The organism is Candidatus Limnocylindrales bacterium, from assembly GCA_035559535.1.
Taxonomy (GTDB): domain Bacteria; phylum Moduliflexota; class Moduliflexia; order Moduliflexales; family JAUQPW01; genus JAUQPW01.
Genome location: DATMBG010000051.1, coordinates 470,233 through 496,955 on the forward strand (window position 1 = coordinate 470,233; position 26,723 = coordinate 496,955).

Annotated in this window: 21 protein-coding genes; 8 read left to right on the forward strand and 13 right to left on the reverse strand. The window is 46.4% G+C overall.

Features of this window, described 5'->3' with window-relative positions; translation table 11 throughout:
- The first annotated feature begins 284 nt into the window (after positions 1–284).
- The 5 genes from VNM22_20530 to phoU all read left to right on the forward strand — a co-directional run bounded on the left by VNM22_20530 (position 285) and on the right by phoU (position 7,751).
- A complete protein-coding gene (locus tag VNM22_20530) occupies positions 285–1,295 on the forward strand; it encodes a PstS family phosphate ABC transporter substrate-binding protein (protein ID HWP49557.1) in 1,011 nt (336 codons plus the stop codon).
- 105 nt (positions 1,296–1,400) lie between these two features.
- Positions 1,401–4,070, forward strand: coding sequence for an ABC transporter permease subunit (locus VNM22_20535; protein HWP49558.1), 2,670 nt, complete (start codon positions 1,401–1,403; stop codon positions 4,068–4,070).
- Between the two features lie 13 nt (positions 4,071–4,083).
- Positions 4,084–5,850 (forward strand): phosphate ABC transporter permease PstA, encoded by a 1,767-nt coding sequence (gene pstA / locus VNM22_20540; GenBank protein HWP49559.1) that lies wholly within the window; start codon positions 4,084–4,086, stop codon positions 5,848–5,850.
- Positions 5,851–6,010: 160 nt separating this feature from the next.
- Positions 6,011–6,874, forward strand: coding sequence for a phosphate ABC transporter ATP-binding protein PstB (gene pstB / locus VNM22_20545; GenBank protein ID HWP49560.1), 864 nt, complete (start codon positions 6,011–6,013; stop codon positions 6,872–6,874).
- Between the two features lie 202 nt (positions 6,875–7,076).
- Positions 7,077–7,751, forward strand: a complete 675-nt coding sequence (phoU, locus tag VNM22_20550; GenBank protein ID HWP49561.1) for a phosphate signaling complex protein PhoU — start codon at positions 7,077–7,079, stop codon at positions 7,749–7,751.
- Between the two features lie 23 nt (positions 7,752–7,774).
- Here the strand turns inward: phoU and urtE are convergent, their stop codons facing one another.
- The 11 genes from urtE to VNM22_20605 all read right to left on the reverse strand — a co-directional run bounded on the left by urtE (position 7,775) and on the right by VNM22_20605 (position 19,260).
- Positions 7,775–8,470 carry an urea ABC transporter ATP-binding subunit UrtE gene (urtE, locus tag VNM22_20555; protein HWP49562.1) on the reverse strand — a complete coding sequence of 232 codons (696 nt, stop codon included), beginning with the start codon at positions 8,468–8,470 and terminating at the stop codon, positions 7,775–7,777.
- Positions 8,471–8,488: 18 nt separating this feature from the next.
- Entirely contained in the window at positions 8,489–9,259 is a 771-nt protein-coding gene (urtD, locus tag VNM22_20560; GenBank protein ID HWP49563.1) for an urea ABC transporter ATP-binding protein UrtD, read from the reverse strand.
- A 44-nt stretch (positions 9,260–9,303) separates the two neighbouring features.
- Positions 9,304–10,440, reverse strand: a complete 1,137-nt coding sequence (gene urtC / locus VNM22_20565) for an urea ABC transporter permease subunit UrtC (protein ID HWP49564.1) — start codon at positions 10,438–10,440, stop codon at positions 9,304–9,306.
- A gap of 45 nt (positions 10,441–10,485) precedes the next feature.
- Positions 10,486–12,297, reverse strand: coding sequence for an urea ABC transporter permease subunit UrtB (gene urtB, locus VNM22_20570; protein HWP49565.1), 1,812 nt, complete (start codon positions 12,295–12,297; stop codon positions 10,486–10,488).
- A gap of 375 nt (positions 12,298–12,672) precedes the next feature.
- A complete protein-coding gene (gene urtA / locus VNM22_20575) occupies positions 12,673–14,007 on the reverse strand; it encodes an urea ABC transporter substrate-binding protein (GenBank protein ID HWP49566.1) in 1,335 nt (444 codons plus the stop codon).
- Positions 14,008–15,086: 1,079 nt separating this feature from the next.
- Positions 15,087–15,686 carry a carbonic anhydrase gene (locus tag VNM22_20580; GenBank protein ID HWP49567.1) on the reverse strand — a complete coding sequence of 200 codons (600 nt, stop codon included), beginning with the start codon at positions 15,684–15,686 and terminating at the stop codon, positions 15,087–15,089.
- A 680-nt stretch (positions 15,687–16,366) separates the two neighbouring features.
- Positions 16,367–16,612: a tautomerase family protein gene (locus tag VNM22_20585; GenBank protein ID HWP49568.1), complete on the reverse strand. Its 246-nt coding sequence runs from the start codon at positions 16,610–16,612 to the stop codon at positions 16,367–16,369.
- A gap of 64 nt (positions 16,613–16,676) precedes the next feature.
- Positions 16,677–16,874 (reverse strand): hypothetical protein, encoded by a 198-nt coding sequence (locus tag VNM22_20590; protein HWP49569.1) that lies wholly within the window; start codon positions 16,872–16,874, stop codon positions 16,677–16,679.
- A gap of 18 nt (positions 16,875–16,892) precedes the next feature.
- Entirely contained in the window at positions 16,893–17,198 is a 306-nt protein-coding gene (locus tag VNM22_20595; GenBank protein ID HWP49570.1) for a hypothetical protein, read from the reverse strand.
- 1,322 nt (positions 17,199–18,520) lie between these two features.
- On the reverse strand, positions 18,521–18,814 hold the full coding sequence (locus tag VNM22_20600) for a DUF2325 domain-containing protein (protein ID HWP49571.1): 294 nt from the start codon (positions 18,812–18,814) through the stop codon (positions 18,521–18,523).
- A gap of 29 nt (positions 18,815–18,843) precedes the next feature.
- The gene (locus VNM22_20605) at positions 18,844–19,260 is read right to left on the reverse strand and encodes a response regulator (GenBank protein ID HWP49572.1); all 417 of its coding nucleotides are present in this window, start codon (positions 19,258–19,260) and stop codon (positions 18,844–18,846) included.
- 395 nt (positions 19,261–19,655) lie between these two features.
- On the opposite strand from VNM22_20605, the gene VNM22_20610 reads away from it, so the two are divergent.
- On the forward strand, positions 19,656–20,963 hold the full coding sequence (locus tag VNM22_20610) for a BamA/TamA family outer membrane protein (GenBank protein ID HWP49573.1): 1,308 nt from the start codon (positions 19,656–19,658) through the stop codon (positions 20,961–20,963).
- Between the two features lie 62 nt (positions 20,964–21,025).
- The gene (locus VNM22_20615) at positions 21,026–22,786 is read left to right on the forward strand and encodes a hypothetical protein (GenBank protein HWP49574.1); all 1,761 of its coding nucleotides are present in this window, start codon (positions 21,026–21,028) and stop codon (positions 22,784–22,786) included.
- A 29-nt stretch (positions 22,787–22,815) separates the two neighbouring features.
- On the opposite strand, the gene pgl is transcribed toward VNM22_20615, so the two are convergent.
- Together pgl and VNM22_20625 are read right to left on the reverse strand one after the other, a co-directional pair.
- Positions 22,816–23,577, reverse strand: a complete 762-nt coding sequence (gene pgl / locus VNM22_20620) for a 6-phosphogluconolactonase (GenBank protein ID HWP49575.1) — start codon at positions 23,575–23,577, stop codon at positions 22,816–22,818.
- Positions 23,578–23,655: 78 nt separating this feature from the next.
- Positions 23,656–24,456, reverse strand: a complete 801-nt coding sequence (locus VNM22_20625) for a DUF1614 domain-containing protein (protein HWP49576.1) — start codon at positions 24,454–24,456, stop codon at positions 23,656–23,658.
- A gap of 586 nt (positions 24,457–25,042) precedes the next feature.
- Here VNM22_20625 and VNM22_20630 point away from each other — a divergent pair.
- A complete protein-coding gene (locus VNM22_20630) occupies positions 25,043–26,695 on the forward strand; it encodes a histidine kinase dimerization/phosphoacceptor domain -containing protein (protein ID HWP49577.1) in 1,653 nt (550 codons plus the stop codon).
- Positions 26,696–26,723: the final 28 nt, after the last annotated feature.

Consider the following 26,723-nt stretch of genomic DNA (forward strand, 5'->3'; position numbering starts at 1 on the left):
TATCCACTTTACATCCCATTTCCTTACTGACCTGGTATCAGTTTTATTTCCTTTAATAAAATCTTAACAGAAACGTCACGGAACTATAACACGGCAGGAGTGAAGTTATAAAAGATTCGGATTTAATACAATTTTAATACCGTCATCATACAAACATAATAATCAGGCGGCTTATTAAGAGTGACTTCTTTAGGATAAAGAATCGGATTAACCCAATTCTCATCAGATGGTCCTTTACAGACCATGGTATTGTTTACCCACTAAAGATAAAGGAGGTTAAATTTATGAGAAACCAAAACTTTTGGATCCGTTATCTATTCATTCCAGTTGGGATACTTTTACTGGTCGGATATACCCTTGCCCAGGAGACCTCTGTTAAAGTAGATCCCGCCATTCCCGATTATAAGCCGACCAAAGGTATTTCAGGAAATCTTAAGAGTGTCGGTTCGGATACCATGAATAACTTGATGACCCTATGGGCAGAAGGCTTTAATAAGTTTTATCCTGGGGTTAAAATTGAAATTGAAGGAAAAGGTTCCAGTACGGCTCCACCTGCATTGACTGCCGGAACCGCCCATTTTGGTCCTATGTCTCGAGAGATGAAGGCTCAAGAGATCGATGAGTTTGAGAAAAAGTATGGTTACAAACCCACAGAAGTGAAAACCTCTCTGGATGTTCTGGCGGTTTATGTTCACAAAGATAATCCTATCCAATGCCTGAGTCTTCCGCAGATCGATGCGATCTTTTCCAAAACCCGACGGGGAGGTTATGAAAAGGATATACGAACCTGGGGAGATCTGGGTTTAACAGGGGAATGGGCTGATAAACCTATCAGTCTGTATGGGCGTAATAGCGCTTCCGGTACTTATGGATACTTCAAGGAGCATGCCTTATTTAAGGGTGATTACAAGGATGAAGTCAAAGAACAACCCGGAAGCTCATCAGTTGTGCAGGGCGTTGCTTCAGATAAATTCGGAATCGGCTACAGTGGAATTGGTTACAAGACGGCAGATGTACGGGCTGTACCCCTTGCAGCCAAGGAAGGGGCTACCTGCTATGAGGCTAATATGGAAAATGCTTACAGCGGCGAATATCCCATTGCCCGATTCTTATATATCTATGTCAATAAAGCCCCGGGTAAGAGCCTCGATCCACTGCGACGAGAATTTCTGAGTTTCGTTTTAAGCAAACAAGGTCAGGAAGTTGTCGTGAAGGATGGATTTATTCCTTTACCCGCCAGTTTGATTCAGGAAGAAAGAAGCAAACTAGGCCTCATGGAGAATAATAAAGGTTAAGACCGTAACCTGAATCTATTGTTCGTTGTCCGCCGGGTCCCGTTGTCAGGGATAACGGTAGCGGACAACGGGCAATGGGTGAAGGAATAGAATAAATAAAGGAACATGGAGGACGGACAACGAACTACAGATCATAGGCTGCCGGTCAGATCGAAACGCCCAAGAAAAACCAAAAGAAGCGTTATCTTCATTGATAAGTTTTCTACAACTATTATCAGTCTTGGGGGTATTCTGGTAATCATAGCCGTACTGGGAATCTTGATATTTCTAATAACGGTCGTAGTTCCTCTCTTCCGGGGTGCCAGGGTAATTTCTTTTACCTCTTATAACCTTCCTCTCACAGATCGGGAGTTACTCTTTGCGGAGATGGACGATTATTTATCGTTAGGGATGGCTTTATCCAGAGATGGCTTTCTGACTACCTTCCAGGCTTCGACAGGAAAGAAGATGTTTGAAGAGAGAATAGTCCCTTCCGACGCCGAGATAACTGCCTTCTCCAGGACCTTACGCAGAGGTTATGTGGCTCTAGGGTTGTCCAATGGAGAGGTTTCTCTGGGAAACCTCTCGTTTAAGATTTCCTTTCCTACGGAAGAAGAGGTTCCGGAAGAATTTAAGAATTTGAGTCCTGGAGCCTCAGTGGTATTTGGAAAAGGGATCTTAGAGAGAGCCCCGGAAGGTCAATTCCGAAAGATTGAAGAACAGATAGAATTTGCTCCACCTGTAAAAGTAGGAACAAGTCAAGCTTCGGTAGTTTTGATAGATTACAGGCCCCTGGAAGGCCAGATAGAGGAATTAGTTACCCTCCAGGCAGATGGTCGGTTGTTCTTGAGCAGGGTGACCAGGAAGAAGAATCTCCTGACCGGTAAAGTAACCACCAGTTTAGACAGGAGGGAAATACCCTACTCAGAGTCTGAGAACCAAAAGTCGAAAACCGGGGAGTTAGAACCAGGCCTGCCCATAAAACTTTTGGTAAGTGGGCAGGGAGATCAGCTTTACCTGGCCTGGAAGGATGGAACACTCCATCGATACGACCTTCGGAATCCGGAAAAAGCCGTTGTTGTCGAGAAAACTAATCTGATTCAATGGAATACAACGAATACTCAACAACGAATCCTTACCCAATTAAAGTTCATGATCGGAGATCAATCCCTTATCTCTACAGATTCTGCGGGAAACGTTATCGCCTGGTTTCGGGTAGAAAAAGGACCCCAGGCCCGGGGAAGCGACGGCTATGAACTTGTTCCGGCCCATATACTGGAAAAGCATCATGGCCCGGTATCGGCTTTGGCCGTGTCGCCCCGGGATAAAAGCCTGGTTACGGCAACTTCCGATGGGGAAGTTTTCCTCCGGCATATGACTTCAGAACAGGTTCTTGCCCGGTTGTCCCTTCCTTCCAAAGAAGAGATCCTTACCATCCAATTAACTCCTAAATTGGATGGTATCTTTGCCGTCGATAAATCGCTAACGGCTTATCTCTGGAAAATCCATAATCCGCATCCAGAAACAACCTGGAAGTCTATCTTTGGTAAAGTCTGGTATGAGGGATATCCGAAACCTACTTATACCTGGCAATCCTCCAGTGGAACCGACGATTTTGAGCCAAAACTCAGTCTGGTCCCCTTAATCTTCGGTACCCTGAAGGCAACGTTTTACTCTCTCCTGTTTGCGGTACCGGTGGCTCTTCTGGCTGCAATTTATACTTCTGAGTTCCTGGATAAAAAACTTAAATCTATTCTAAAACCCGGTATAGAGACGATGGCTTCCCTACCCAGTGTAGTTTTAGGTTTTATTGCGGCCTTGGTGTTGGCTCCTTTCGTGGAGAACTGGGTCCTGTCCATCTTGTTTGCCTTTGGGATGCTACCTTTGATTCTTCTCTTCTGGGGCTATATCTGGCAGCTTTTACCCCCCCAAATTACCATCCGACTCTCAGGAGCCCTTCAATTTATCATTATCCTGGCCGTGATGATAATCGGTTTTAATTTGGCCGAGAATTTAGGCGTGAGGGTAGAAAAGCTGATTTTCCATGGAGATTTTAAAGCCTGGCTGGATGGGCGCATTGGAACGGGTACCCCTCTCTGGTTTATCCTGTTTTTCCCCTTTTCAATCCTCCTGGTTTCTCTATTTAAAAAAAGGTTCCTAAACAGGATAATCTGGGAAAGGATCTCTTATAAAAATCACCTGAGAGCAGGGTTAATAGAATTTATGGGGGCCCTCTCCGTCTTTATAGTATCCGTTTTTCTAAGTTATGGAACAGGCCTATTACTGACAACCCTGGGATGGGATGCGCGGGGCGAGTTGGTTGGAACTTATGTACAAAGAAATACTCTGATCGTCGGGTTTGCCATGGGATTTGCGGTTATTCCCATTATCTATACCATCACCGAAGATGCTCTGGCTGCGGTTCCTGAATCTCTTCGTGCAGCCTCCTTAGCCTGTGGAGCGACACGATGGCAGACGGCCATTCGAATTGTTCTTCCCACGGCGGCCAGTGGGATCTTTTCGGCTGTTATGGTCGGCCTGGGGAGAGCCGTTGGGGAAACCATGATTGTGGTCATGGCAGCCGGAAATACACCGGTTCTGGATCTAAATATTTTCAACGGACTTCGTGCCTTATCTGCCAACATCGCCGTGGAATTACCGGAAGCAGTTAAAGACAGTACCCTGTATCGGATGCTTTTCCTGGCAGCGCTACTGCTCTTTGTAATGACTTTTATCGTTAATACCTTAGCTGAAATTATTCGACTCAGATTTAGAAAGAAGGCCTATCAACTCTAACAGGAAGAAGAAAATGAGAAAAATCGATAGAACCCGCTTGAAAGAAGAACCGAACTTGCAGAAGCCAGCCGGCCCGGAAAAATTTCAGAAAAAAAAGCACGCTTCCCGTCCTACCCTGCAAGGGGAGCCTCTGGTCTGGCTGACCGGTGGAGGTCTGGCTCTTGCCACTTTGATGGTCACCGGATTGCTCTTTTTGGTTTTTTATCAAGGTATCTTGACTTTTTGGCCTGAACCCCTCGTCAAAGTAGTAGATCGACAAGGAAGAGTCTATCTGGGGGAAATTACCCGTAAAGAAAGCTATCATCCCGGTCAGGAGGTTCTAAAACAACTCCCGGAACCCCAAGATCCCAGGGCTAAAAGTCTCCTGAAGAGGGGAATTGCCGAGAGAATCTTGATAAGAACGGGAAATTACGATCTCTACGGAGATGATTTTAAATGGATCTCGCTTTTCGAGATTCAGGAAAAAGAGTACCCTCCGGAGGCTATTACTGTGGAACGTTTAGAGTGGGGACCTTTCTATGGATTTATGGAAGAGTTTCGAATCGATGGCAATCCTATAGCCCAGGGACCTACAGAAACCTGGAAAAAATTCCAAGAATTCCATGATCAGGCCAGGGAACGTTATCTAAAAATCAAACAGATGGAGAAAAAGGATCTGGATGGGGTTAATACGCAAATTGAGGAATCTAGATTAAAGCTCAGAAAAGCCGAGTTAATTTATGGAAAGAACTCGGATCGTTATAAGAAAATACGGGCTCAGATCGAAAAGGAAGAAAACGCTTTAACCATACACTATCATCAAATAAGTGAACAAATAACCCGACTCCAGGAAGAAAACAATCGTTATAAAATTTTGCTGAAAGAAGTGGGTGGGACTCCTAAAGAAATCGGTTTATTTGAAGTGGTTCGCGCCTATCGGGCCAATGAGTTGAACTTTTGGGAGAGATTAAAAATCTACCTCTCCCGTTGGTGGGAGTTTCTAAGCAGTGAGCCCCGGGAAGCCAATACGGAAGGAGGGGTTTTTCCGGCTATTTTTGGGACTTTTGTAATGACCGTTATCATGTCCCTGGCTGTAGCTCCCTTTGGGGTTATTGCTGCCTTATATTTAAGGGAATATGCCAAACAGGGACCTTTGGTATCCGGGGTACGGATTGCGGTCAATAATTTAGCCGGGGTACCCAGTATTGTTTTTGGTGTTTTCGGTCTTGGCTTTTTCTGCTATATAGTAGGTGGAACGATCGATTCGATATTTTTCCCTGAAAAGCTTCCGGTACCCACCTTCGGTACAGGTGGAATCCTTTGGGCTTCGCTGACCCTGGCTTTATTGACGGTTCCTGTGGTTATTGTCGCTACGGAAGAAGCCCTGGCCGCCGTCCCCAGAAGTATGCGAGAAGGTTCCTATGCCTGTGGTGCCAGCAAGTGGCAAACCATTCGAAGGGTCGTACTTCCTCAAGCAACCCCTGGCATTATGACGGGATTAATTCTGGCCATGGCGCGGGGAGCCGGAGAAGTCGCCCCCCTGATGATTACCGGGGTCGTTAAACTGGCTCCCCAACTACCCCTGGATGATCGCTTCCCCTATTTCCACCTGGAGCGAAGTTTTATGCATCTGGGATTTCACATTTATGATGTCGGATTTCAATCTCGAAATTCAGAAGCCGGAAAACCTATGGTATTCACGACAACGCTTCTCCTCATTCTTTTGATCGTAACCTTGAATGCAACGGCCATTTACTTGCGCAATAAACTCAAAAGAAAATATAAGGTAGGACATTTCTAAGTTGCCCGAGAATAGAATATGGAGGTTAATCCCCTATACCTTAAGCTAATGCTTCCTCCCCGACCTTTCCCCGCTTTGCAGGGAAAGAAATTTGCGCCAAAGTTTCTTTCTCTGTAAAACAGGGAAGGAATAGGGCGAAGATACCCTTTAGCAGGGCTTTATGAAGACCATGAAAAATTCTACTCATTGGATCAGGTCTAAGTCTGTAGAAGAGAAGTTAGAAGAATTTGCAGAACTGGAGTCGACCATTCATCCAGAACTGGACACCGAAAATGCTATTATCGAAATAAAGGACTTTAATCTCTGGTACGGGTCTCAACAGGCACTCTATAATATCAACATGCGTATTCCTTATGGGAAAGTGACGGCCCTTATGGGACCCTCGGGTTGTGGAAAGTCTACATTGATCCGCTGTATCAACCGATTGAACGATTTAATAGATAACGTTCGTATCAAAGGGGAAATGTATCTCAATAAAGATCCCATTTATGCTCCAGATGTGGATGTGATCGAACTCCGAAAACGGATTGGTATGGTTTTTCAAAAATCCAACCCCTTCCCCATGAGCATTTACGAAAACGTAGTTTATCCACTTCGAATCGATGGAGAAAATCGCAAAGCTGTTTTGGATGAGGTTGTGGAGCGAAGCTTAAAAAGTGCTGCGCTGTGGGAGGAAGTCAAAGACCGACTTCACCATTCGGCGCTGGAACTTTCCGGTGGTCAACAACAACGTCTCTGCATCGCCCGGGCTATTGCCCAGGAACCGGAAGTGCTACTCATGGATGAACCTTGCTCGGCCCTGGATCCCATCGCAACGGGAAAAATCGAGGATCTTATCCACGCCCTCAAAGGGGAGTATACCGTGGTGATCGTAACCCATAACCTACAGCAAGCGGCCCGAATCTCAGACTATACGGCTTTCATGTACCTTGGAAAGCTTATTGAATTCGGACCCACGGCAGTTATTTACCAAAATCCTATAAGGCCTCAAACCGAGGCCTATATCACAGGTCGATTTGGATAATAGGAAATCAGGAGCCGGGGATCAGGGACCGGAAGGAAAGAAGGAATACCAAATCTCTATTGAAATACGCCACAGGCTGGATGACCTCTCCCCGTTCGGACTTTGATAAATTCAGGACGAACGGTATACGGCTGCCGGCTCATTTCAATCAGAAATAGGTATGACGCCGGTCCCTGATTCCTGAATTCTGACTCCTGGAGATATGAGAGAACACCTTGTCCGAGAACTTATGGGACTAAAAGCAAAATGGATCGATCTGAGTCGGCATGTCATTACCCAGTTGGATGATGCGATTTCTTCTTTATTAACCGATAACTATGAACTGGCTCAAAAAGTCATCGAAGAGGACTCAGATATAGACCATCAGGAAGTCTTGATCGAAGAAGAGTGCCTGAAGATTATAGCCCTCTATCAGCCGGTATCCCGGGACTTACGTCTGATTGCAGCCATCTTAAAAGCCAACAACGACTTAGAACGAATCGGAGATCATGCTGTTAATATCGCCCAAATGACTTTAAGCCTTCGGGATAACCCCATTAAAAATTTCCCTCCCCATCTGGGAGAGATGACCCAAAAGGTCACCGATATTTGCCAACGGGGATTCCAGGCATTTATAGATGGGGATCTGGAAATGGCCCGGGTAATTTGTAGAGAAGATCGGACCGTGGACGAACTGGAAGAGTATATTTACGCTGAAACAAAAAAAGCCCGTGAGGCAGGAATTTTAAATTTTGACCATGCGCTTTATTTGCATAGATTTGCCAGGGAATTGGAGCGGGTTTCCGATCTTATCACCAATATTGCCGAAGACACCATTTATCTGATCACAGGTAAAATCGTCCGACATAACCCGGACATAAAGGGTTATATCACCTGAGGGGGTTTGAGAATCAAAATGTATTATACCGTTAAGTGCCTGCGGACAATCTCTTCTCCAATTTCCTGCCTTGTTCCCTGGGCAACAATAGTACCTTTGTCCATGATATAATAAGTATCGGCCAGACGTTCAGCGAACTCGATGTACTGCTCGACCAACAAAATTGTAATTTTGCCTTCGGCTTTAAGGTGGGCAATAACTTCCTCGATTTCGAGAATAATGGACGGTTGAATACCTTCTGTGGGCTCATCCAGTAATAAGAGTTGGGGTTCTCCTACCAGGGCCCGGGCAATGGCCAGTTGTTGTTGTTGACCTCCGCTCAATACCCCACCCTGACGCTGAAGCATGGTCTTGAGAACCGGGAACAAGCGAAATACCTCCTCCGGGAGGGTCTGTTGCTTATCTTTTCGGGCTTCTAATCCCAGTCGTAAATTTTCACCTACACTGAGTTGGGGAAAGATTTCTCGTCCCTGGGGTACATAGCCAATCCCCATGCGGACCCGTTCATGGGTACTACGTCGGGTAATGTCTTTCCCTTGAAAGATGACCCGACCGCTACGGACCGGGAGGAGACCCATGATTCCTTTAAGCAAGGTAGTCTTGCCGGCCCCATTACGTCCCATCAGACAGACTATCTGCCCGGCCGGTACCTGCAGGCTTACCTGCCTCAAAATATGACTCTGACCGTAATAAACATTCAGATTCTCAACACTCAACATAACCGTGGTTTTTAACTTTTACCTCCCCGTTGAATTGTCGTTACGTTTCCTTCCCAGATAGATCTCCACAACCCGTGGATCGTTTTGGACCACTTCTACCGGGCCCTCACACAAAACCTGCCCCTCGTGAAGAACCGTAATTTTCCGTGCAATCTGACGTACAAAGGCCATATCATGTTCAATAACCAACACAGAATGATCCTCTGCAATTCTTTCCAATAGCTTGGCCGTGTGGGCCGTTTCTTGATCGGTCATACCGGCAACCGGTTCATCAATGAGCAAAAGTTTAGGTTCCTGTAACAAAACCATGCCGATCTCTAACCACTGTTTTTCACCATGGGCCAGGACTCCTGCCGGCACATGGGCTTTGGATGCCAATCCGGTGATATCCAATACCGTCTCGATACTTTGTAATTGCCTGGATGAAAGAGGGGACAGCAGGGTTGCAAACACACCTCGCTTGGGTTGGTAAAGGGAAAGCTCTAGATTTTCAAAAACGGTCAGGTGATTGAATACCGAAGGAGTTTGAAATTTACGACCTACGCCCAGCCGAACGATTTCATGTTCACGGAGTCGGGTGATATCGGTATTCATTCCGAAAATCACCCGACCCTCTGCAGGTCTGACCCGCCCTGAAATCACATCCAGCAAGGTGGTTTTACCTGCTCCATTGGGACCGATAACCACTCGCAGCTCGGGATAATCCATATAAAAGTTTAACCTCTGCAGAGCCTTGAAACCGTCAAAGCTTACCGTTACGTCTTCTAGATAGATAATGGATCCTTGCATTTTAAATTAACTTCCCCCATTAACCCTTAACATGATTCCAGAGATTAAGGATTAACGGCCAGTGCAGCCTGTTTTCTTTTAAAGAATGAGCGTTCTCGTAAATAATTGCGATGGAGTTGTCGTAACGATCCTATAATCCCATCTGGAAACAACAGAACGACGGCAATGAATAAGCCTCCCAGGAAATATAGCCAGAAATCGGGATAATGGGTGGTCAGGAAACTCCGCATCCAGTTAACCACGACAGCGCCTAAAGCAGCTCCCACGAGAGTACCACGCCCGCCGACTGCCACCCAGACTACCATTTCAATGGAAGGAAGCACCCCAATAGCACCCGGTGTAATAATCCCTACCTGTGGAACATACAGGGCTCCAGCCAGACCTGCCAAACCTGCCGATAGAACAAATACAAACAACTTAAATTCAGCCGGAGAGTAGCCTAAAAAACGGACTCGATTCTCACCATCCCGGATGGCTATCAACATGCGACCCAGGCGCGAACGTACTATCCAACGACAGAGCAGATAAGCTCCCAACAAGCAGATGGCCGTTATTATATATAACCCCCGTTTGGTACCCGGATTCTGCAAAGGAAAACCGAGCAGGGTTTTAAAATCTGTTAATCCGTTGGTTCCTCCCAGGTTCAGGGAATTACGGTTAAAGGTTAGCCAGGCAGACAGCGCAAGGGCCTGGGTAATAATGGAAAAATAGACCCCCCGGATGCGGCTGCGAAATGCAAAGAAACCGAATATGGTAGCAAACAACATGGGCACCAGGAATACAGCCAGTAGAGTAAATCCAAAACTATAAAAAGGCTTCCAGAAGAGAGGTAGTTCGGTGACCCGGTTCCAAACCATAAAATCGGGTAAGTTACTCCGATATACCCCTTCGGTACCTATGGATAAAGCCAGATGCATGCCCATGCAATAAGCCCCCAGGCCAAAGAAGACCCCATGACCCAGACTCAGAATCCCGGTATAACCCCAGATCAGGTCGAGCCCCAGGGCGAGAATAGCATAGGCGAGGAACTTGCCAAACAGATTTAAAGAAAAATTCGATACCCGATACCAGGCCCCTTCGTCGGGAAGTACATTGAGAAGAGGCAGGATGACCACTAAAAATAGGGCTACGATCATAAAAGGCAGCCATGTTCTGAATAATGAAGCAGATACTTTACCCATAACCGATCCCCCGGTAATTAATACCTAGCAATTCCTTGATAATTGTTAATTTTCAATGCTTCGTCCTTTAAGTGCAAAAAGCCCTGAAGGCTTCGCCTGAAGGAGTAGGATAACCAGGATAAGAATTGCAACTTTACTAAAAACCGAACCCAGACTGGGTTCGAAGATTTTATTGAGACTTCCAATCCCAAGAGCGGCTAAAATAGAACCTGCCAATTTACCTACACCCCCGGTAACTACAACCATAAAAGAATCCACCACATAGGTTTGACCTAAATCGGGTCCCACATTACCGATCTGGCTTAAGGCGCATCCCGCCAGCCCGGCCATACCTGCTCCAAATCCAAACGTCCAGGCATCTATTTTACGGGTTGCAATTCCAAGACAGGAGCTCATAGAGCGATTTTGTGTGACGGCCCGAATTTTCAATCCTATATTCGAACGAAAAAGCACAGCGTAAGTGATTATAACGCATACCACCGCCAATCCGATAATGAAAAGTCGATTGTAGGGAAGATAAACCCCCACCAGAATCTGGATACCGCCACTGAGCCAATTTGGAGAAACTACCGAGACGTTTGCTGCACCAAAGATCTGTCGTACCGCCTGTTGCAGAATCAAGCTAACACCCCAGGTAGCCAGTAAAGTTTCCAGGGGTCGCCCGTAAAGGAAACGAATCAGACACCGCTCCAAAAGTAAACCCATCCCACTGGCCACTACAAAGGAGAAGGGAAGAGCCAGTAAAAAGTAGTAATTAAAAAGACTAGCAGGTAAAGAGTTCACAAACCATTGTTGCATCACATAGGTGGCATAGGCTCCCAACATCATAAGTTCACCGTGGGCCATATTAATGACACCCATTAAACCGAAGACGATGGCCAGCCCTAAAGCCATCAAGAGCAAAATAGAACTGAGACTAATCCCTCGAAACAGGGTCTCCACGACCCGGGTAAAGATTGCCCAATTTTCTATCTTCTTAATTGCCTGTCCGGCAGCTTCACGCACAGTTGGATCCGGGTCCCCTCCAGAGCCATCGGGAGTTGTATCCTGTAATTTTTGAAGGCCGGGAATCGCCTCTTCAACACCTAACTCTCCAAGCCGTCGGGCCGCAGTACGTCGTACAGTAGGATCTGCGTCTGTTAATTTGATGAGTTGAATCGCGGCCTCAATAGCGTAACGGTTCCATCGATCCGATTCGGCGGCCAAAGCCTCTGTCAACAAGGGTATAGAAGCCGGATCTCCCATCTGACCCAGCTTAATAGCAGACGCCCGACGGGTACTGCTATCCGGGCTGAAGAGGCTGAGCCGGTTGGTAAGATCATCAATAAAAGGCTTAATTATTTTGCGTAAATTTCGATTCGCTTGAATTTCCTTAAGTTCTGTGAGTGGAACCTGGAGGATTTGACCCTTGGCATCCAACAAGGGTTGTTTACCATATGCACTGAACAGAGGTACAATTTTGGTCTCCCCCTGGGTCAGGATTTCCCCTCCGATGACTATCTGGGATCCTCCGTCGGCAGACTTCCATACATAAAGCCCCCCTTCTCGAAGAGCAATAAAAAGCGGAAGTAATTGAAGATCATTCCGTTTACCCAAGGCCAGGACCGCTGCTTCAAGGGTCGCAGCATCCTGACTGGCCAGGGCGGCTATCTCTTGGGAGATCTCGGCTCCGGGAGCCGACCCACCGGTAGCCATCTTTGAGGTTAACTCACCTTCCGCGCCTTCCACCCTCTGGAGCCATCCCCCTAACCCATTCGGGATTAAAATCAATAATAACCCTAAACCCCAGATAAATGCCCAACGACACGCAATCCCATGTTTCTGTTTTTTCTTTCTACCGGCTGGTATTGTAGCCATGAACCTTTGTCTCCCATTTACCGTGAAAATGTTGCCTGAAGGTAAGGACAACCTGACTTTCAAGGGCTGATAGACAGACCCCCTTCCCTACTCTTTCCCCTTCCATGGCAAGGAAGAGTTAGAATAGGAGCCTGTCCCCATCCGCTACCTGTAAAGAGCGACCCATCGGGTAACCCTTTAACGGGATTCCCTTCGTAACTCGCTGCTCACCCTTCGCTCCCTGTAGGGCAGGTTTGAAACCTGCCCTACAGGGTTTCCCTTCGTAATTCACCACGCGCCCTTCGCTACGTGTAAGGGTAATTAGAGAAAACTGCCTTACCGGCTAACACGGAAATGGTTTAGACCTTGTGGAAGTTATCCAATAAAAATTTCCTCCTAACCTTTGGTATAAGTCCCCTTGTGATTAACCCAATCACAACCTTTATCCGGACTGGTATATTGGCTCCAGGGCTCGGCACGGACTAACCCCTCGGATTGCCAAACAATTCGAAATTGCCCATCCTTCTGAATTTCTCCAATGAGAACCGGCTTATAGGTGTGATGATTGTTCTCATCCATTTTTTTCTTTCCACCGGGTGCCATAAACTCCAGTCCGTAAACGGCCTGGCGGACAGCATCCACGTCGGTAGTACCGGCTTTTTCAACGGCCATCCTCCAGACATAGACTCCGTAATAAGCAGCCTCGATGGGATCGTCGGTAACCCGAGATTCTCCACCCGGTAAATTATTTTTCTTACAATAGGCTTTAAAATTAGCTACAAACTTCTTGTTCTCCGGGGTATCAATGGATTGAAAATAGTTCCAGGTAGCCAAATGACCTACCAAGGCAGAGGTATCCATACCTCGCAATTCATCCTCGGCTACACTGAAGGCCATGATCGGCACTTGCTCCGACGTAATCCCTTGATTAACAAATTCCTTGTAGAAAGGCACATTACTATCTCCATTAATCGTGCTGAGGACTGCGGCATCCCCCCCGCTGGCAAATTTCTTAATTTTTCCTACAATGGTTTGATAATCTTGATGATGGAAAGGCGTGTACTCTTCCATAATATTTTCTTCAGGAATACCCTTAGCTAACAGCATAGCCCGCAGGATTTTATTAGCCGTACGGGGGAACACATAATCCGTTCCTAACAGATAGAATTTTTTATACCCTCCTCCCTCTTTGCTCATCAAATACTCGGCAGCCGGAATCAATTGTTGATTGGGGGTTGCGCCTGTATAGAAAACATTACGGGAACATTCCTCACCCTCATATTGGACCGGATAGAAAAGCAATCCATTGTTCTGCTCAAAAACAGGCAATACAGACTTACGACTTACCGAGGTCCAGCACCCGAAAACAACGGCTACCTTCTCCTGCAACAGGAGTTGTTTGGCTTTCTCTGCAAAGAGGTCCCAATCCGATGCAGGATCCACCACTACAGGTTGAATCGGTTGACCGAGTACACCTCCACTGGCGTTAATTTCTTCAACGGCCATCAGAACCACATCCCGTAAAGACACCTCACTGATGGCCATCGTCCCACTTAATGAATGAAGCACGCCTATTTTAATTCCCTTACCCTGGGCTCTGGCCAGTCGTGGCAGCGGCGTACCCCCTATAAAGCTGCCGGCGGCAAGACCCAGTCCGGCTGCAGCCGTCTGTTTTAAAAACTCCCTACGACCCGGATTTTGAAGCCCCTTAGGACCCTTTGTATCCGACATCTTCATCCTCTTCTTCTTTCTCTTCATAGACCTTCGAAGGAACAAATGAACTCCCCAATCTTTTTTAGAAAAAAGTGGGGAGTTCACCGGTACTTTCAGAAGGAGTGTTAAAACCTAGATTAAGCTTGCTTGGTTGATAGATCTGAAGAGCAACTCAAATGCCAATTCAGTCAAAAACTAACTTATGTAATCTCAACAACTTAAAAAAACCCGTCTGGAAAAAATGCCTAATACTTGGGCAGGTAGGGAGGGGATCTGTCTAAAAAAGAGGCTAAAGGAACTGACCCTAAGTCCTTGCAGTAAATTTTTAAACGTCTGAAAGCCCGAAGATTTCACGAAAACAACCCTGGAAATCTTATGCTGACCCTGACTAAAGAGGTGGCTCCTGGGGAGGGGCGACTCTGCGGAGCTTTTATGTAGGCCATCCTGCCCTTCCTTTCTCACAGGCAGGGAGGGTCAGGGTGGGGTGGTTCCCATGTGCATCAAGTTAAGGATTAAGTAGGGCGTCTGGACACCCTCCTGACTCCCTTTCCGGGGTAGATGTTTCTAACCTGACCCTCTAACCCCCTTCCTGATGCGGGAAGGGGGAACTCGGAGATGGTTTGGATCCTAACTCTTCCCTTTCCTGTAGCCTGGATTAGTACCCTTTCTTGAGGATTAATAAGGCTTCCTACGCTAAGGTTACTTAAAGAAACCTACCCTTAAAAGCATGCTCCCACCTTATCGGCTACACGCTCAGTTAGAAAAATCTCCCCTTTCTTCGCCTCTAGCTTCTCCTCATTCCCCCACTTAGGGCATCTCGATTACTTCACGAAACAATATAATGCCGGTAGTTGAGCGACTTGAACTACACTCCCTTCATTAAGGGGAAAACTTATGCTGACGTCGCTTGGGGTATGTAGATGCTAGGAGGTTGTGGCAAAGCCGGCTTTCCAAGCTGATGTTTGACGATGGCCTCTTAAACCGAGACAACACTAAAATAAACCTTATGAGCTGGATCACGAATCATGTGCTGTTCCCGTGACACCATATCCAATGACCTCCGCTTTACCTGTGCTGCGAAGTACAGCGGAGCAGGGTTAGGTGCAAGCGCGTGTTGGACGGCTTATAACTTCGACAATACCTGTATTCAAATCGTAGTATGCTCCCAGGACATTCACATCCTTGGATATAGGCATTATGAGGTTCTCTATCCGAGCAAGGGTCATTTTTACATGGGTTTTGACAATACTATTTAACAAATCGTCCTCATTCTTGTATTGTGGTATATTCCCGTGCTGTTCTATTGCCAGCGCGATTTGTTCTGTTATGCAAGATGCATCATCAGCGTTTCCTAATTGTTGCCTCTTTTGGATTACAAGTGATACTGCACCACAACGTGCATGCCCAAGCACTACTATCAGAGGAATATAAAGCGATTTGATGCCAAATAGAATGCTCTCCATCACAACTTTGTCAATGGTATGCCCGGCTGTTCGTATCACGAACAAATCACCCAGCCCACAATCGAAAACTATTTCAGGAGGGACACGAGAATCTGAACATCCCAGAATCATGGCAAATGGCTGTTGAGAAACGCTGAGTTGATAACGACGGGCAATACTTATGTCAGAACGCAGTGCCTCGCCGAGAGAAAATCGGCGATTTCCCTGCAAGAGTCGTTCTATTATGTCATTCACAAGCAATTTAATGGCCTCCTTCCTTGAGACTGTGGTTGGAGAGAACAGGTGGATCCATCCACATGAATTATCATGAATTATAAAGTTACCTAACGACCGGGCTAAGCTGCGGGAAGGGGGTAAGGGGCATATACATCAAGCTAAGAAAGGAAAAAGCCTTAAATCCTTAGAACTGCGTACTTTGGAACGGTATTGTAACTGCAAATTTTCGGTTCTGATGACTGTGGTAGACGAGGAGTTGCGAACGCCCTCGGAAGAGGTCTGCCAGCGAGGCGTTCCCCTTGTCGGTCTCAAACCGATACGCCTTATCGATCTGAACCCACGGCAGCTCCTGTCGCCGCCGTGCCAGTTCGTCGCTGTGCTACGTGAGTTTCTTCTCCGCCCCGAGCCGCTCGAGCCGCGCTGCAAGCCACTGTTTACGTGTTCCGGCCGCATGGTGAGTCCTCGTCTTCTCTCCTTTCGTGGGGTCGGTCATAGTATTCTCTCCTTATCGTCTATGTCCGCTCGTGCACCTTCTGGTTTTAGCACGCACAGGATGTGCAGGGAGAGATGCTTGCAGGACGCGTGTTTGGTTAAGGGACGAACTTATGAATTAACTCCTAGCCTTTGTTAAGGCAGGATACTTTGTGCAGGCCGTAAAGAATAACTCCTCGCATGATTTGACTTCTGGTCGCCGATACTTACGGTCGTGACAATTCCGATAGATCGTAGCCCGGTCTCTTGTAAAGCTGCTTCGGTTTGTTGACAATGTCAGGCTTATACACCTTCTCTGCCCAGTCCTGGGGCTCGACCTCTTCTATCGAGACCGAGACGGATTCCTCTCCGCAGCCCAGGATGCTCATGACATCCTTGGTGATAGCTTCTGCGAGCCGGGCCTTCTGTTGCTCGGACCTGCCAGGCCAGAGCTTCAAGATTACATGAGGCATGTTAAAGACCCTCCGATTCTTTCAAACTGATCGCCGCTCGATCTACTCGCGGTACTGCTGGTCGCTAATCTGCTCCATCCAGTCCACCGCTTTGTTGTCGAGCTTCTCTTGGATAGCGATGTGCATTATTACCGTTGTCGGGGTCACTCCGTGCCAGTGCTTCTCGCCCAATCAGATTTCCTCGACCGGTCCGCTCCCGCGTTACGCCCAACTGCAGCCGGTCGTCACGATCAAGATCCGACCCGGCGGGTGCGTATGCCATGCAGTTCAGGCATCTGGCTTAAAGTGCTGGCGATAGAGACACACTCCAGATCGAATGACTCGAACAGTGAGCCGACTCGAACCATACCGGTAAACCAATCTGATAGACCTTTACCAGACGGTTAAGAACCACTCCGTTTACAGTAATCAGCGTACCACTTTCAAGCACGGGCTCGTACTGACGTAATATCTGTACCAACCGACTTCCCAAACCCTGAGGCAGAATATCTTGCGTGCGAACCTGAATCACACTCCCAACTCTTAAGTTAGACGTCAACACTCCGTGTAACAGATACAGGAAAGTAAAGGCTACAATGATCAGCATTACTCCGAAAATGGCAAAACGAAGCACAACACCCGGAGCATCAATACCATAGTCAGCGTGCCTTGTTGCAGTAGATTGTTGGTTCATTCTTGATATTTAACCTACGCTTCACAAAGCATCCAACAAGTTATTGTACAGTTTCTGGATAACTCCACCACAACATCAAATAAGACGTTTAACCTACTTGGAAGGTTCCACGCGCCTCTAAGCGGCAACAAACTCCCTGACCCGGAGTCACTCGCCGGTGCTATGACCTTCTACATCGTTTTTTGCTATATTGAATATATTATGCTCCATACATAGATCCTTGACAAGTTTTTTCTGCTATTTGTAACTGTAACAGCTTAGTAGGTGTCACTTTTCTGCCTGAACACCCCCCCCTTAACCCCCCTCCAGGGGGATTCAGCAGCGGCAATCCCACGTCAGTTCCCCCTGGAGGGGGGTTAAGGGGGGGTGTTTCTTTTTCCACCTACTAAATTGATACAGGTACCTGCTATTTTAGCTTCTTCTCTCTGGATATCCTGTCAGGAGAAAACTATCTGGAAATCTATTCTACTTCAGGAAAACACCCTAGGCTCAATATTCCTCCCCGTCCACGGGGAGGGATGGAGTGGGGGTCTCCAGCCTTACGGACACAATTTGAAACGGGCTTACGGAACATGGCAATTCCGAAACATGCCCAGACTGCTTATACAAAATGGCTGCGCCAGGATCTGGATTTTTGCCAGAAGTACCATTTCCCCCACACGTAGAGAGAGTCTTCCTCACTTTCTCCACAAATTACAGGAAAAGAAGCAAACCCAGGCGCAATAACAGCCGGCGTCCCATGCCATCTTGCTGGATTACGAGTGGGGGCACACGGCCGTGTGCCCCTACCGAGGAATCATCCCTTCGACCAGTTCAGGACCCCGCTCCTAAGGCTTTCTCTTCCTCCCACATCGCAAAAACATCCCTTCCACCCTTCCATAAGCCCCAGACCCTGCAAGCCCAGGACCCCGCAACGGGAGTTTCCTGGAAAACGGGTACACTTGGTTAGTCAACGAAATCTAGGTTGGGCATTATTCCCCGAAAACCTTAGAAACCTATACCCGATGGGTACGACACTTTCAAATTTTTACTCGAGGCAAGGATCTGCAATGGCTCTTTTCTACCGACAAACGAGGCGTTGGACCTACCCTTGTCAGGGAATTCTTGAAGTTTTTGGCGGTGACCCGAAAGGTGTCGGCCTCAACCCAGAACCAGGCCTTTAAGGCAGTGTTATTTTTTATAAACCTGTTCGGAATAAGGGGTTTGGGATAGTCAGCCAGAACCGTTTACTTACTTTATCCCAGGGGTGAAGTCGTTAAGAGGGTATTGAGGGTTTTAAAATAAACTTGCGATTTTCTGGCGTGGATCACCGGAATCCCTCGTCTTCTGGCTTCTGATTTAAGGCGATAGACCAGGGTGTGATTAACAAAATCACAAAGAAGAATAATGACTTCAATTCCATCTGGAATTTTTTTTCGAACCTCCTCATGGCTCCGTCCCTTCCAATGAAGGATCTGCTTAATCCCTAAGTCCTGGAGATTCCTTGTAAGCGATCCCAGATGATCTGCTCCTACAACTAAAACCTTCATGTTGTTTCCTTTTCCGAAAACCTATCCCTCTACCTGTAAACCCAAAACGTAGGGGCGGACGGCCGTCCGCCCGTACATCGGATGGCTGCAAGGACTTGCTCCAACATAGATCTTTCTAAGGGTTTATCCAGGCAATCAAAGACTCCACAAACCTGGGCTTTAATAAATACCTCTGCCCCTACCTGTGGGGTGATGAGTACTACTTTGGCTTGAGATTCAAAACGTCGAACAAGATCTAAAATTTTCATTCCCTCAAACTCCGGAAATCCAAGCTCGCTGATAATTAAAGAGAAAGCCTCCTCCCTGAAAAGTTGTGCGGCTTCATACGCCCGCGCCACTCCTTTAACCTGATAGCCATGCTCATTCAGCATTTCTTCTAAAAATTTTCGATCGTCGGGATCGGAATTTATAACCAGGGCCTTACTTAACCCATTTGTTGGTTCCATGATGTACCTCCCTACCTGATAAGGACAAGGGGTTTAAAGATATCCAAGATCGTTACCTCCAGAATACGCAAAGGTGGTACCATCCAGACCAAAGGAAAGGTTTTAAGGGATATTCTCTTTAAAAACAGATACTTAGAATGAAGATGCTCCTTCTAAGCAGTCTTCAAATACGAGTAGATTTTAGGCAAATCCCGGAAAAGGTGATTAAAATCCATACAATTGGATTAGTTTTTATGTAAAATATCCCTATTCAAAAACAAAACCCCCATAGACAAAAAACTTCTTTGTCTTTATTCTTTAAATAATGAAAAAGTAAACGGTCGTGTAAAACCTCTCCCTTTTAAGAGATGGGTTACTGTGTAGTCAGAGGAACCCGAAACAACAGAAAATGAAATATGAACCCAATAACAAAAAGGATTGTTTTCCTCCTCTTTTTTGTAAATCTATTTTTTGTCCAAAACGAAGTTTTCAGCGCCTCCGAAGAAAGTTCCGAGCTGCAAACCGAAGCGGAGCGACAACGTCTTCAAAAGCTTCAAAACATCCAGCCTCCCAACCAGAGTGGCGTGGAACGAGGGCTTGTCTGGTTAGAAGGCTATTTTCTTGAAGGCATACTTCCCAATTATAAAGGATTTACCCCTCAAGTAGGAACCATTACATCGGGTTCCAGCATCGCTTTTGGAGGACTTTACTGGAAGCCCAATATCGGCGGCTCGATCATTGACCTTCAAGTTTCTGGTGGCTATTCAATCTTGGGCTATCAGGAATACGAGTTGCAAATCGGAAGGGTTACCCAAAAACCGACCCTCTTTTTAGAATTCCCTCATTTTATCGGGGATATCTTCCAATTTGGTGATATTCGACAGGAGGATCGGGATTTTTTCCTTTACGCGGATCTGGATTATCGCAATTTTCCTCAGCAAGATTTTTTTGGTATTGGTCCGAACTCCCTGGAAGACAATCGAACTGATTATAAACTGGAAGGAGCTACCTATGATGCCGTCGTAGGGTATCAGTTTAACCGTTGGCTTCGTACCGGCCTCCGGGTGGGGTTTATACAGGTAAATATCGATCGGGGTACCGATGAGAGCATTCCAGCCACACAAGACGTATTCAATGATATTTCAGCCCCGGGATTGGCCAAACAACCGGACTTTTTTCGCCTGAGTAGCTCTCTAATCTTTAACTATCGGGATGTACCGGGAAATCCTCACCGGGGTGGAGTCTTAGGGTTTATGTTTACCCGATATCAGGATCTTGATGAGGATCAATTCAGCTTCAATCGTTTCGCCTTTGATGCTCGACATTACTTACCTTTAGGGTCACCTGCCCGGGTTCTTGCTGTTCGATTCTTTACTTCCCTGGATGACACCGATGAAGGAAATCGGGTTCCTTTTTACCTCCAGGAAACTTTAGGAGGAAGTAATACGCTGCAAGGCTTTCGTTCCTTTCGTTTTCAGGATACAAACTTGCTATACCTCGCCGCCGAATATCGATGGGAAGCCTTAGATTATCTGGAATTTGCCCTTTTTTATGATACAGGTAAGGTTTTTGCCGACCGGTCTGATTTTAATCTTACCGATTTAGAAGATAGTTACGGCTTTGGAGTCCGATTTAAAGCACCGAGTTCGGTCATCTTCCGGTTTGATATAGGTCACAGCGTCGAAGGTACTCAACTTTATTTTGCCTTTGGATCCACGTTTTAAATCCTGCTTAAGGCCGGTTGTCATTTGCAAGATCTCATGTACAACCGATACTAGGTAAAAATATGAAAGATTTACTAAAGCAACTTTCCAAAATACTCTGGCTTGGACTCTTGTTATCCGTAATCAACCTTTCGGGAGCAATTGCCTGGGACAACCAACAACAATCCAACGATCCTTCAACCCGACCTGAGACAAGGAACGTAGAACCGGTCGCGGATCAAAAACCCAAATTCTTTCCCTATGATCCTGTATGGGTAGATCGAGACCAGATTTCCATTCCCAAGCCAAAACCTATTGAGTTGAGTAAGATATATGATTTTGCAGAGAACACCTTTAGTAAGCCTGGAGATCCAACGATTCGGCGGGCTCAGAACATCAACACCCTGGGAGAAGTTCCCGATTCCAGTTGGTTTACCAACCGAATTGGACTCCACCCCATGACTTTAGAACAACTCGCTCGGGGCCCCAATCGAAGCGATGGACCGGATATGTCCGGCCCCTGGACCATCATCTCAGCCAAAACTCAGGGCGTTACCCCGGGATTCGTCATGAAGGATAGCCGAGGAGATACTTATTTTATCAAGTTAGATCCCAAGAAATACCCCCAAATGGCAACCTCAGCCGAGGTCATAAGCACGAAGTTTTTCTACGCCTTTGGATATAATGTTCCGGAGAACTATCTCGCCTTCTTCCGACCGGAGCAACTTAAAATTGGACCGGAAGCTAAAGTTCCCGGTAGGGATGGTAAAAAACGACCGATGACCAAAGCCGATATCGATGCGATCCTGTGTAAAGTGCCGAAGCGTTCCGATGGAACCATTCAGGCTCTTGCCAGTCTCAAGCTTCCAGGAGAACCCCTGGGTCCTTTTAAATATTATGGAACCCGAAGTGACGACCCCAACGATATATTTCCCCATGAGAACCGTCGTGAGTTACGAGGATTGCAAGTTTTTTTCTCCTGGTTGAACGATAATGATTCCGATGCGACCAATACTTTAGATATGTATGTAACGGAAGCAGGTCGTAGCTACGTTAAGCATTACCTCATCGATTTTGGAACCACCCTGGGGAGTGCGGCCATTGCTCCCCATGGTCCCCGGGAAGGGAATGCCTACTACTTTGAAGGGAAGCCCACTCTGAAATCGGCCCTTACTTTAGGCCTCTGGGACCCCCCTTGGAGACACATCCAATATCAAGAATATCCGGAAATCGGACGGTTTGAAGCTTCTTATTTCCGACCCGAACACTGGAAACCAGATTATCCCAATCCTGCCGGCATTCGGATGCAGAATGAAGATGCCTTCTGGGCTACCCGGACGGTAATGCGTTTTACCGATGAGATGGTCCGGGCCATTGTAAAAACCGGTCAAATTTCTAACCCGGAAGCCGAGAATTTTCTCGTAAAAACTCTCCTTCAAAGACGAGATAAGATCCTTCATTATTATCTAAACCAGATTAACCCCTTAGATGATTTTCGGTTAGTCATCCCAGAAACAACTCCCCAAACTACTCCGGAACAGCCTGAGGAAGCTACTCCTTTCCTGAATTTCAAAAATCTAGGAGTAGAAGCCAGAATTTCTACGGCTAATTCATACGAGTATCAATGGTTCCGATTTAATAACCAAGACGGTTCAACAGAACCTTTGACCGAGATTCAATCCTCTGCCTCTCCCTCAATCCCTGTACCCCAGGATGCTTCTCCTTATCTCATGGTAAGAATCCGAACCCTCAGTCCGAATCAGGAAAACTGGAAGAAAAAAGTAGAAGTTTTTATCCGTAACATTCCGGAAAAATCCGTCGTAGGAATTGAAAGGGAAAACTAAAATTTATTTTGGTCAAGCCGATGAAATTTTTAGCTGCAGGATTCATCTCCTTGAAGTAAACGTGCGGCGGCGTGATCGACCAGCCAGAGTAACTCTCCGGGGTCTGGACGAATCAACTGGGCAGGGAGTTGTTGGGGTTCATATCTTCCTTCAAGGACTGCCTTCAAAGGCAGGGCTTTTTCATCTCCACTCACCAGGAAGATCACACAGGCTGCACGGTTCAAGACGGGTACCGTCAAGGTTACCCGATTGGTATACAACTTTCCGACCCAGTTGGAGACGACCAGTCGTTTTTGTTCCTGTAATGCTCTTGTACAGGGAAAAAGTGAAGCGGTATGGGCATCGGACCCAAGACCCAGGAACACCAGATCGAAACGTGGAAGTTGTTCGGCCGACAATTGAAAGAAATCTCGTAATACCTGCTCATATTCCTCGGCTGCTTTCCCGGCATCCGGATTCTCACCTCTGATCCGATGGATATGGGTTGGTGGAACGGGTACTTTGGATAACATTACCTCGTTGGCCATGCGATAGTTACTCTCTATATGATCAGGTGGAACGGGACGTTCATCCCCCCAGAAGAAGTAAATCCGGTCCCAAGGTATCTGGTTTCGAAAGGTTGCATCATCGACCAACAATGAGTAAAATCCCTTGGGCGTTGAACCACCGGACAGTACCACCGTAAAGGAACCTTTTGCTTCTACCGCTTCTCTGGCCCGGCGCATAAACTCTGTAGCTGCTGCACGATATAAGGCCTCGGCATCGGTTACAATCTGAATTTTGGGTTTCATAGAGACCATACTTCTCCTTTATTCCCTAATAATCTTCCTCTTTCCCTCCTCTTTTGGAGTGCTTATAGATTTTTTCCTTCATGCCAATAGAACGGCAATGATCCCCGTGAGGAATATCCCATCGAATCGGCCTGCACCCCCAATGGAAGCGATGGGGGCCCCTAAACGGGGAATAACATGTAGATTAAGCAAATCGGCACCAATCAAACTACCCAGACTTCCAGCAATATAGGCTATCGGCGGTGCATTTTGCGGGGCAAGGAGATAGGCCAGGAATGCAGCTAAAAGAGGGGGAAGAAACATGGGTACGGCTATCCCTACACCCGGTACCGGCCGGGCTATCCAATGGACTACCATCGTCATAATTAAAACGGCGATACCGCTCTGGAGCAACAGATGCAGATTTTTAATTAAAAGGTAGAGTGAAATCAGAATGGGAACCACAGCTCCTCCTACATTGATGGCAATAACCGTCCTTCCCGTGCTTACAAGGGTAGGAATAACATATCGCATACCGAAGAAATTAACCACCTTGTTTTCGATAAATCGTTCCCCGGGAATTTCCATGATGGGGATGTTGATGTAACTCCCTATCAAGGATAAAAACAGTAAAATCAGAATATACCTGGAATTAACGCCGGCCTTCTCATAGGCATAGCTGATGATTCCTATTTCGATCATAACTACAAGAACGGCCAAAACCAGAAAGAACAACAGGATAAAGGGAATGGTAAGGGGGAAGAAATACATACCGATGCCTCCTTTTAGAAGAGTTATCACGGTACCGGGTACCTTTGAAGGGTCAAGTACCTTAGCCTGGATTAACTCGGTTAAATAAGTCAATGAAATGATGGGTAACCGATGGGGATATTTCTCCATCTACGGTCACTCTACGGTCACTTAAAATTTACTCCTTCTCACCTGTTTACCTCAAGCCTAAGACCTATAAAATCTACCTTTGCTCTTTTTATACCTCTTCACCGCACAACGGATAGGGTAGGAAGAAGTAACGGTAACCCTTTAACCGGTGTCATTTTTTCTGTCTAAACATCCCCCATCCATACGCGCCGGGTTAAGCTGAAAAGCCCCGTTAAGGGCGAACCGTGGCTGGCACATATACCCTCAAGGGGGGACTGATGCGGGATTGTTCCTATTGAAGTCCCCCCTCCAGGCGGACCCGGCAGGTGATTCTTCTTCCATCTACTAAACGGTCCTGGCCCGTTGGGTCACCACAATGCATGAAAATAGCTCAGATTGATTAAACTGCCTCAGGTACCAGAGTCTTCACGGCTATTTTCACATGAAATCGATACAGACCCTATTAAGAAACCCTACCTTGACCTCCTCTAAGCAGAAGAATAAGTTATTAAAGTAAAAGAAGATTTTCTCCTAAAGTAAAAGAAGATTTTCTCCTATAACAAGGGTAGGTCCCTGTCTCCGGTTGATGATTTCGAATTTTTTCTCCATGATTACAAGAAAACTGGCCATAAAGTGGAGTTTCATCCTGGCTATCTTTCTCATTGTAAGTCTCATAACGCTTTTTATATTCACTTCGACCTTCATCTGGCAAACGGCGACAGAAAGAACCCAAGAAAAGTTTGAAAAAGGATTTATACGACTGGAAGCTATGTTTGAAAGAATCCTCCAGGAAAATCTGGAGCGGGCCTTATTTCTCAGCCAGGATGAGGAAAAACTCCTTCAACCTTTACAACAAAAAAATTACCTACAACTTCAAAGGAATCTGGAAACCGAACTGAAAAAGCGGGTAGCAATTAATCTTATGCTCATAACAGATAACGAGGGTCATCTGGTTACCCAGGTACCTGGAGACTCGATTTTCGGATTATCGGAACCTTTCAAGGATACCGACCTGATGGAATTTATAGAACAAGCCTTAAAAGGAGAGGCAGCTCGTCGGATCCTGATCTCACCGTCTGATTTTGTATTGGCCGTAGCTGTCCCGATTAAAATTGGTAATCAGATCATAGGAACCTGTTTGATAGGAAGTCGGATTACCCCCCAGGTTATAGAAAGCTATAGTCGTATCATTGGATTAGGAATTGGCATCTACTTCCGGGGTTCCAAGGTGCTAGGTTCTTATAAAGGCCTTGCCAGTCTACCGGATTCCCTTACCTTTGATACTTTTCAAACCTTCCTTATCGATCAGGAAAAATTCGATGTGGCGTTTAAACAGGCAATGCGTTATTCTCAGCCAGGTTCCTGGATTCTGGCAGGAATTCTTCCCTATCACGAGCGAGAAGCCATGGTGAGGAATGAACAGAAAGTACTCTTGATGCTGATAGTGGGGATCCATTTGATCCTCATAGGATTAATTTTCTTTGGTTTTCGAAGTCTGGTTCGACCTATCCTCCGCTTAACAGAGGCTTCTCGGGAGATAGCTCGGGGGAAATGGCAGGGGAGAGTACCTGAAACTTCTCGAAGGGATGAAATCGGAGAACTGGCCCGTTCTTTTGAACAAATGATCCTTCAACGAAAACAGGTTGAAGACAGCTTGATAGAACAAACCCGGGAAATGCACCATCGGATCAAAAACAATCTTCAGATGATTAGCAGTTTATTACAACTTCAGCTACGACGTAAAAACATCCAGGATCCCGAAGCCCTTATCCGATCCACCTTGGAACGTATTCAAAATATTGCCTTAACCCATGAGTTCCTCTCCTGTAGGGAAAAGGATTCCATCCATGCCCTGGATTTGCTTGGTCGAATTGGAGAAGCCTGCCTTAAGACCCTGGTCCAATCCAATCAAACGATCGAAATCTCCGTAACAGGTCAAGACATCTTGATGAATTCGACGACCGCTCTCCCCCTGGCTTTTATCACCCATGAGTTGGTGGTTAATGCGATTAAGCATGGATTTAAAAATCGGGATAAGGGTTTGATTCAAATACACTTGATCCCAGAAGGTAGCCGGGTTATTTTACGAATCCAGGATGATGGACAGGGTCTTCCCGAAGAAAGTCCCGCCTCCCAGGATTTCTATAACCTGGGACTACAATTGGTCCAACGATTTGTGAGCCGGGATCTAAAAGGGACTTTTCATTTAAGTAAAAACCTTTCCCAAGGAACCACGGCGCAAATCGTATTCGAACCTTAAGTTTATTTTCTATGGCCAGAAAGGAAAA

What these genes read in the sequence shown, in the direction of transcription:
- urtC (HWP49564.1), bottom strand. Translation starts at nt 10,440, where the DNA reads ATGGGTAAAGTATCTGCTTCATTATTCAGAACATGGCTGCCTTTTATG.
- VNM22_20630 (HWP49577.1), top strand. Translation starts at nt 25,043, where the DNA reads ATGATTACAAGAAAACTGGCCATAAAGTGGAGTTTCATCCTGGCTATC.
- VNM22_20615 (HWP49574.1), top strand. Translation starts at nt 21,026, where the DNA reads ATGAAAGATTTACTAAAGCAACTTTCCAAAATACTCTGGCTTGGACTC.
- urtE (HWP49562.1), bottom strand. Translation starts at nt 8,470, where the DNA reads ATGTTGAGTGTTGAGAATCTGAATGTTTATTACGGTCAGAGTCATATT.
- VNM22_20595 (HWP49570.1), bottom strand. Translation starts at nt 17,198, where the DNA reads ATGCTGATCATTGTAGCCTTTACTTTCCTGTATCTGTTACACGGAGTG.
- urtB (HWP49565.1), bottom strand. Translation starts at nt 12,297, where the DNA reads ATGGCTACAATACCAGCCGGTAGAAAGAAAAAACAGAAACATGGGATT.
- pgl (HWP49575.1), bottom strand. Translation starts at nt 23,577, where the DNA reads ATGAAACCCAAAATTCAGATTGTAACCGATGCCGAGGCCTTATATCGT.
- VNM22_20610 (HWP49573.1), top strand. Translation starts at nt 19,656, where the DNA reads ATGAACCCAATAACAAAAAGGATTGTTTTCCTCCTCTTTTTTGTAAAT.
- phoU (HWP49561.1), top strand. Translation starts at nt 7,077, where the DNA reads ATGAGAGAACACCTTGTCCGAGAACTTATGGGACTAAAAGCAAAATGG.
- urtD (HWP49563.1), bottom strand. Translation starts at nt 9,259, where the DNA reads ATGCAAGGATCCATTATCTATCTAGAAGACGTAACGGTAAGCTTTGAC.
- VNM22_20600 (HWP49571.1), bottom strand. Translation starts at nt 18,814, where the DNA reads ATGAAGGTTTTAGTTGTAGGAGCAGATCATCTGGGATCGCTTACAAGG.
- pstA (HWP49559.1), top strand. Translation starts at nt 4,084, where the DNA reads ATGAGAAAAATCGATAGAACCCGCTTGAAAGAAGAACCGAACTTGCAG.
- VNM22_20585 (HWP49568.1), bottom strand. Translation starts at nt 16,612, where the DNA reads ATGCCTCATGTAATCTTGAAGCTCTGGCCTGGCAGGTCCGAGCAACAG.
- VNM22_20530 (HWP49557.1), top strand. Translation starts at nt 285, where the DNA reads ATGAGAAACCAAAACTTTTGGATCCGTTATCTATTCATTCCAGTTGGG.
- VNM22_20590 (HWP49569.1), bottom strand. Translation starts at nt 16,874, where the DNA reads ATGGCATACGCACCCGCCGGGTCGGATCTTGATCGTGACGACCGGCTG.
- VNM22_20625 (HWP49576.1), bottom strand. Translation starts at nt 24,456, where the DNA reads ATGGAGAAATATCCCCATCGGTTACCCATCATTTCATTGACTTATTTA.
- VNM22_20605 (HWP49572.1), bottom strand. Translation starts at nt 19,260, where the DNA reads ATGGAACCAACAAATGGGTTAAGTAAGGCCCTGGTTATAAATTCCGAT.
- pstB (HWP49560.1), top strand. Translation starts at nt 6,011, where the DNA reads ATGAAGACCATGAAAAATTCTACTCATTGGATCAGGTCTAAGTCTGTA.
- urtA (HWP49566.1), bottom strand. Translation starts at nt 14,007, where the DNA reads ATGTCGGATACAAAGGGTCCTAAGGGGCTTCAAAATCCGGGTCGTAGG.
- VNM22_20535 (HWP49558.1), top strand. Translation starts at nt 1,401, where the DNA reads ATGGAGGACGGACAACGAACTACAGATCATAGGCTGCCGGTCAGATCG.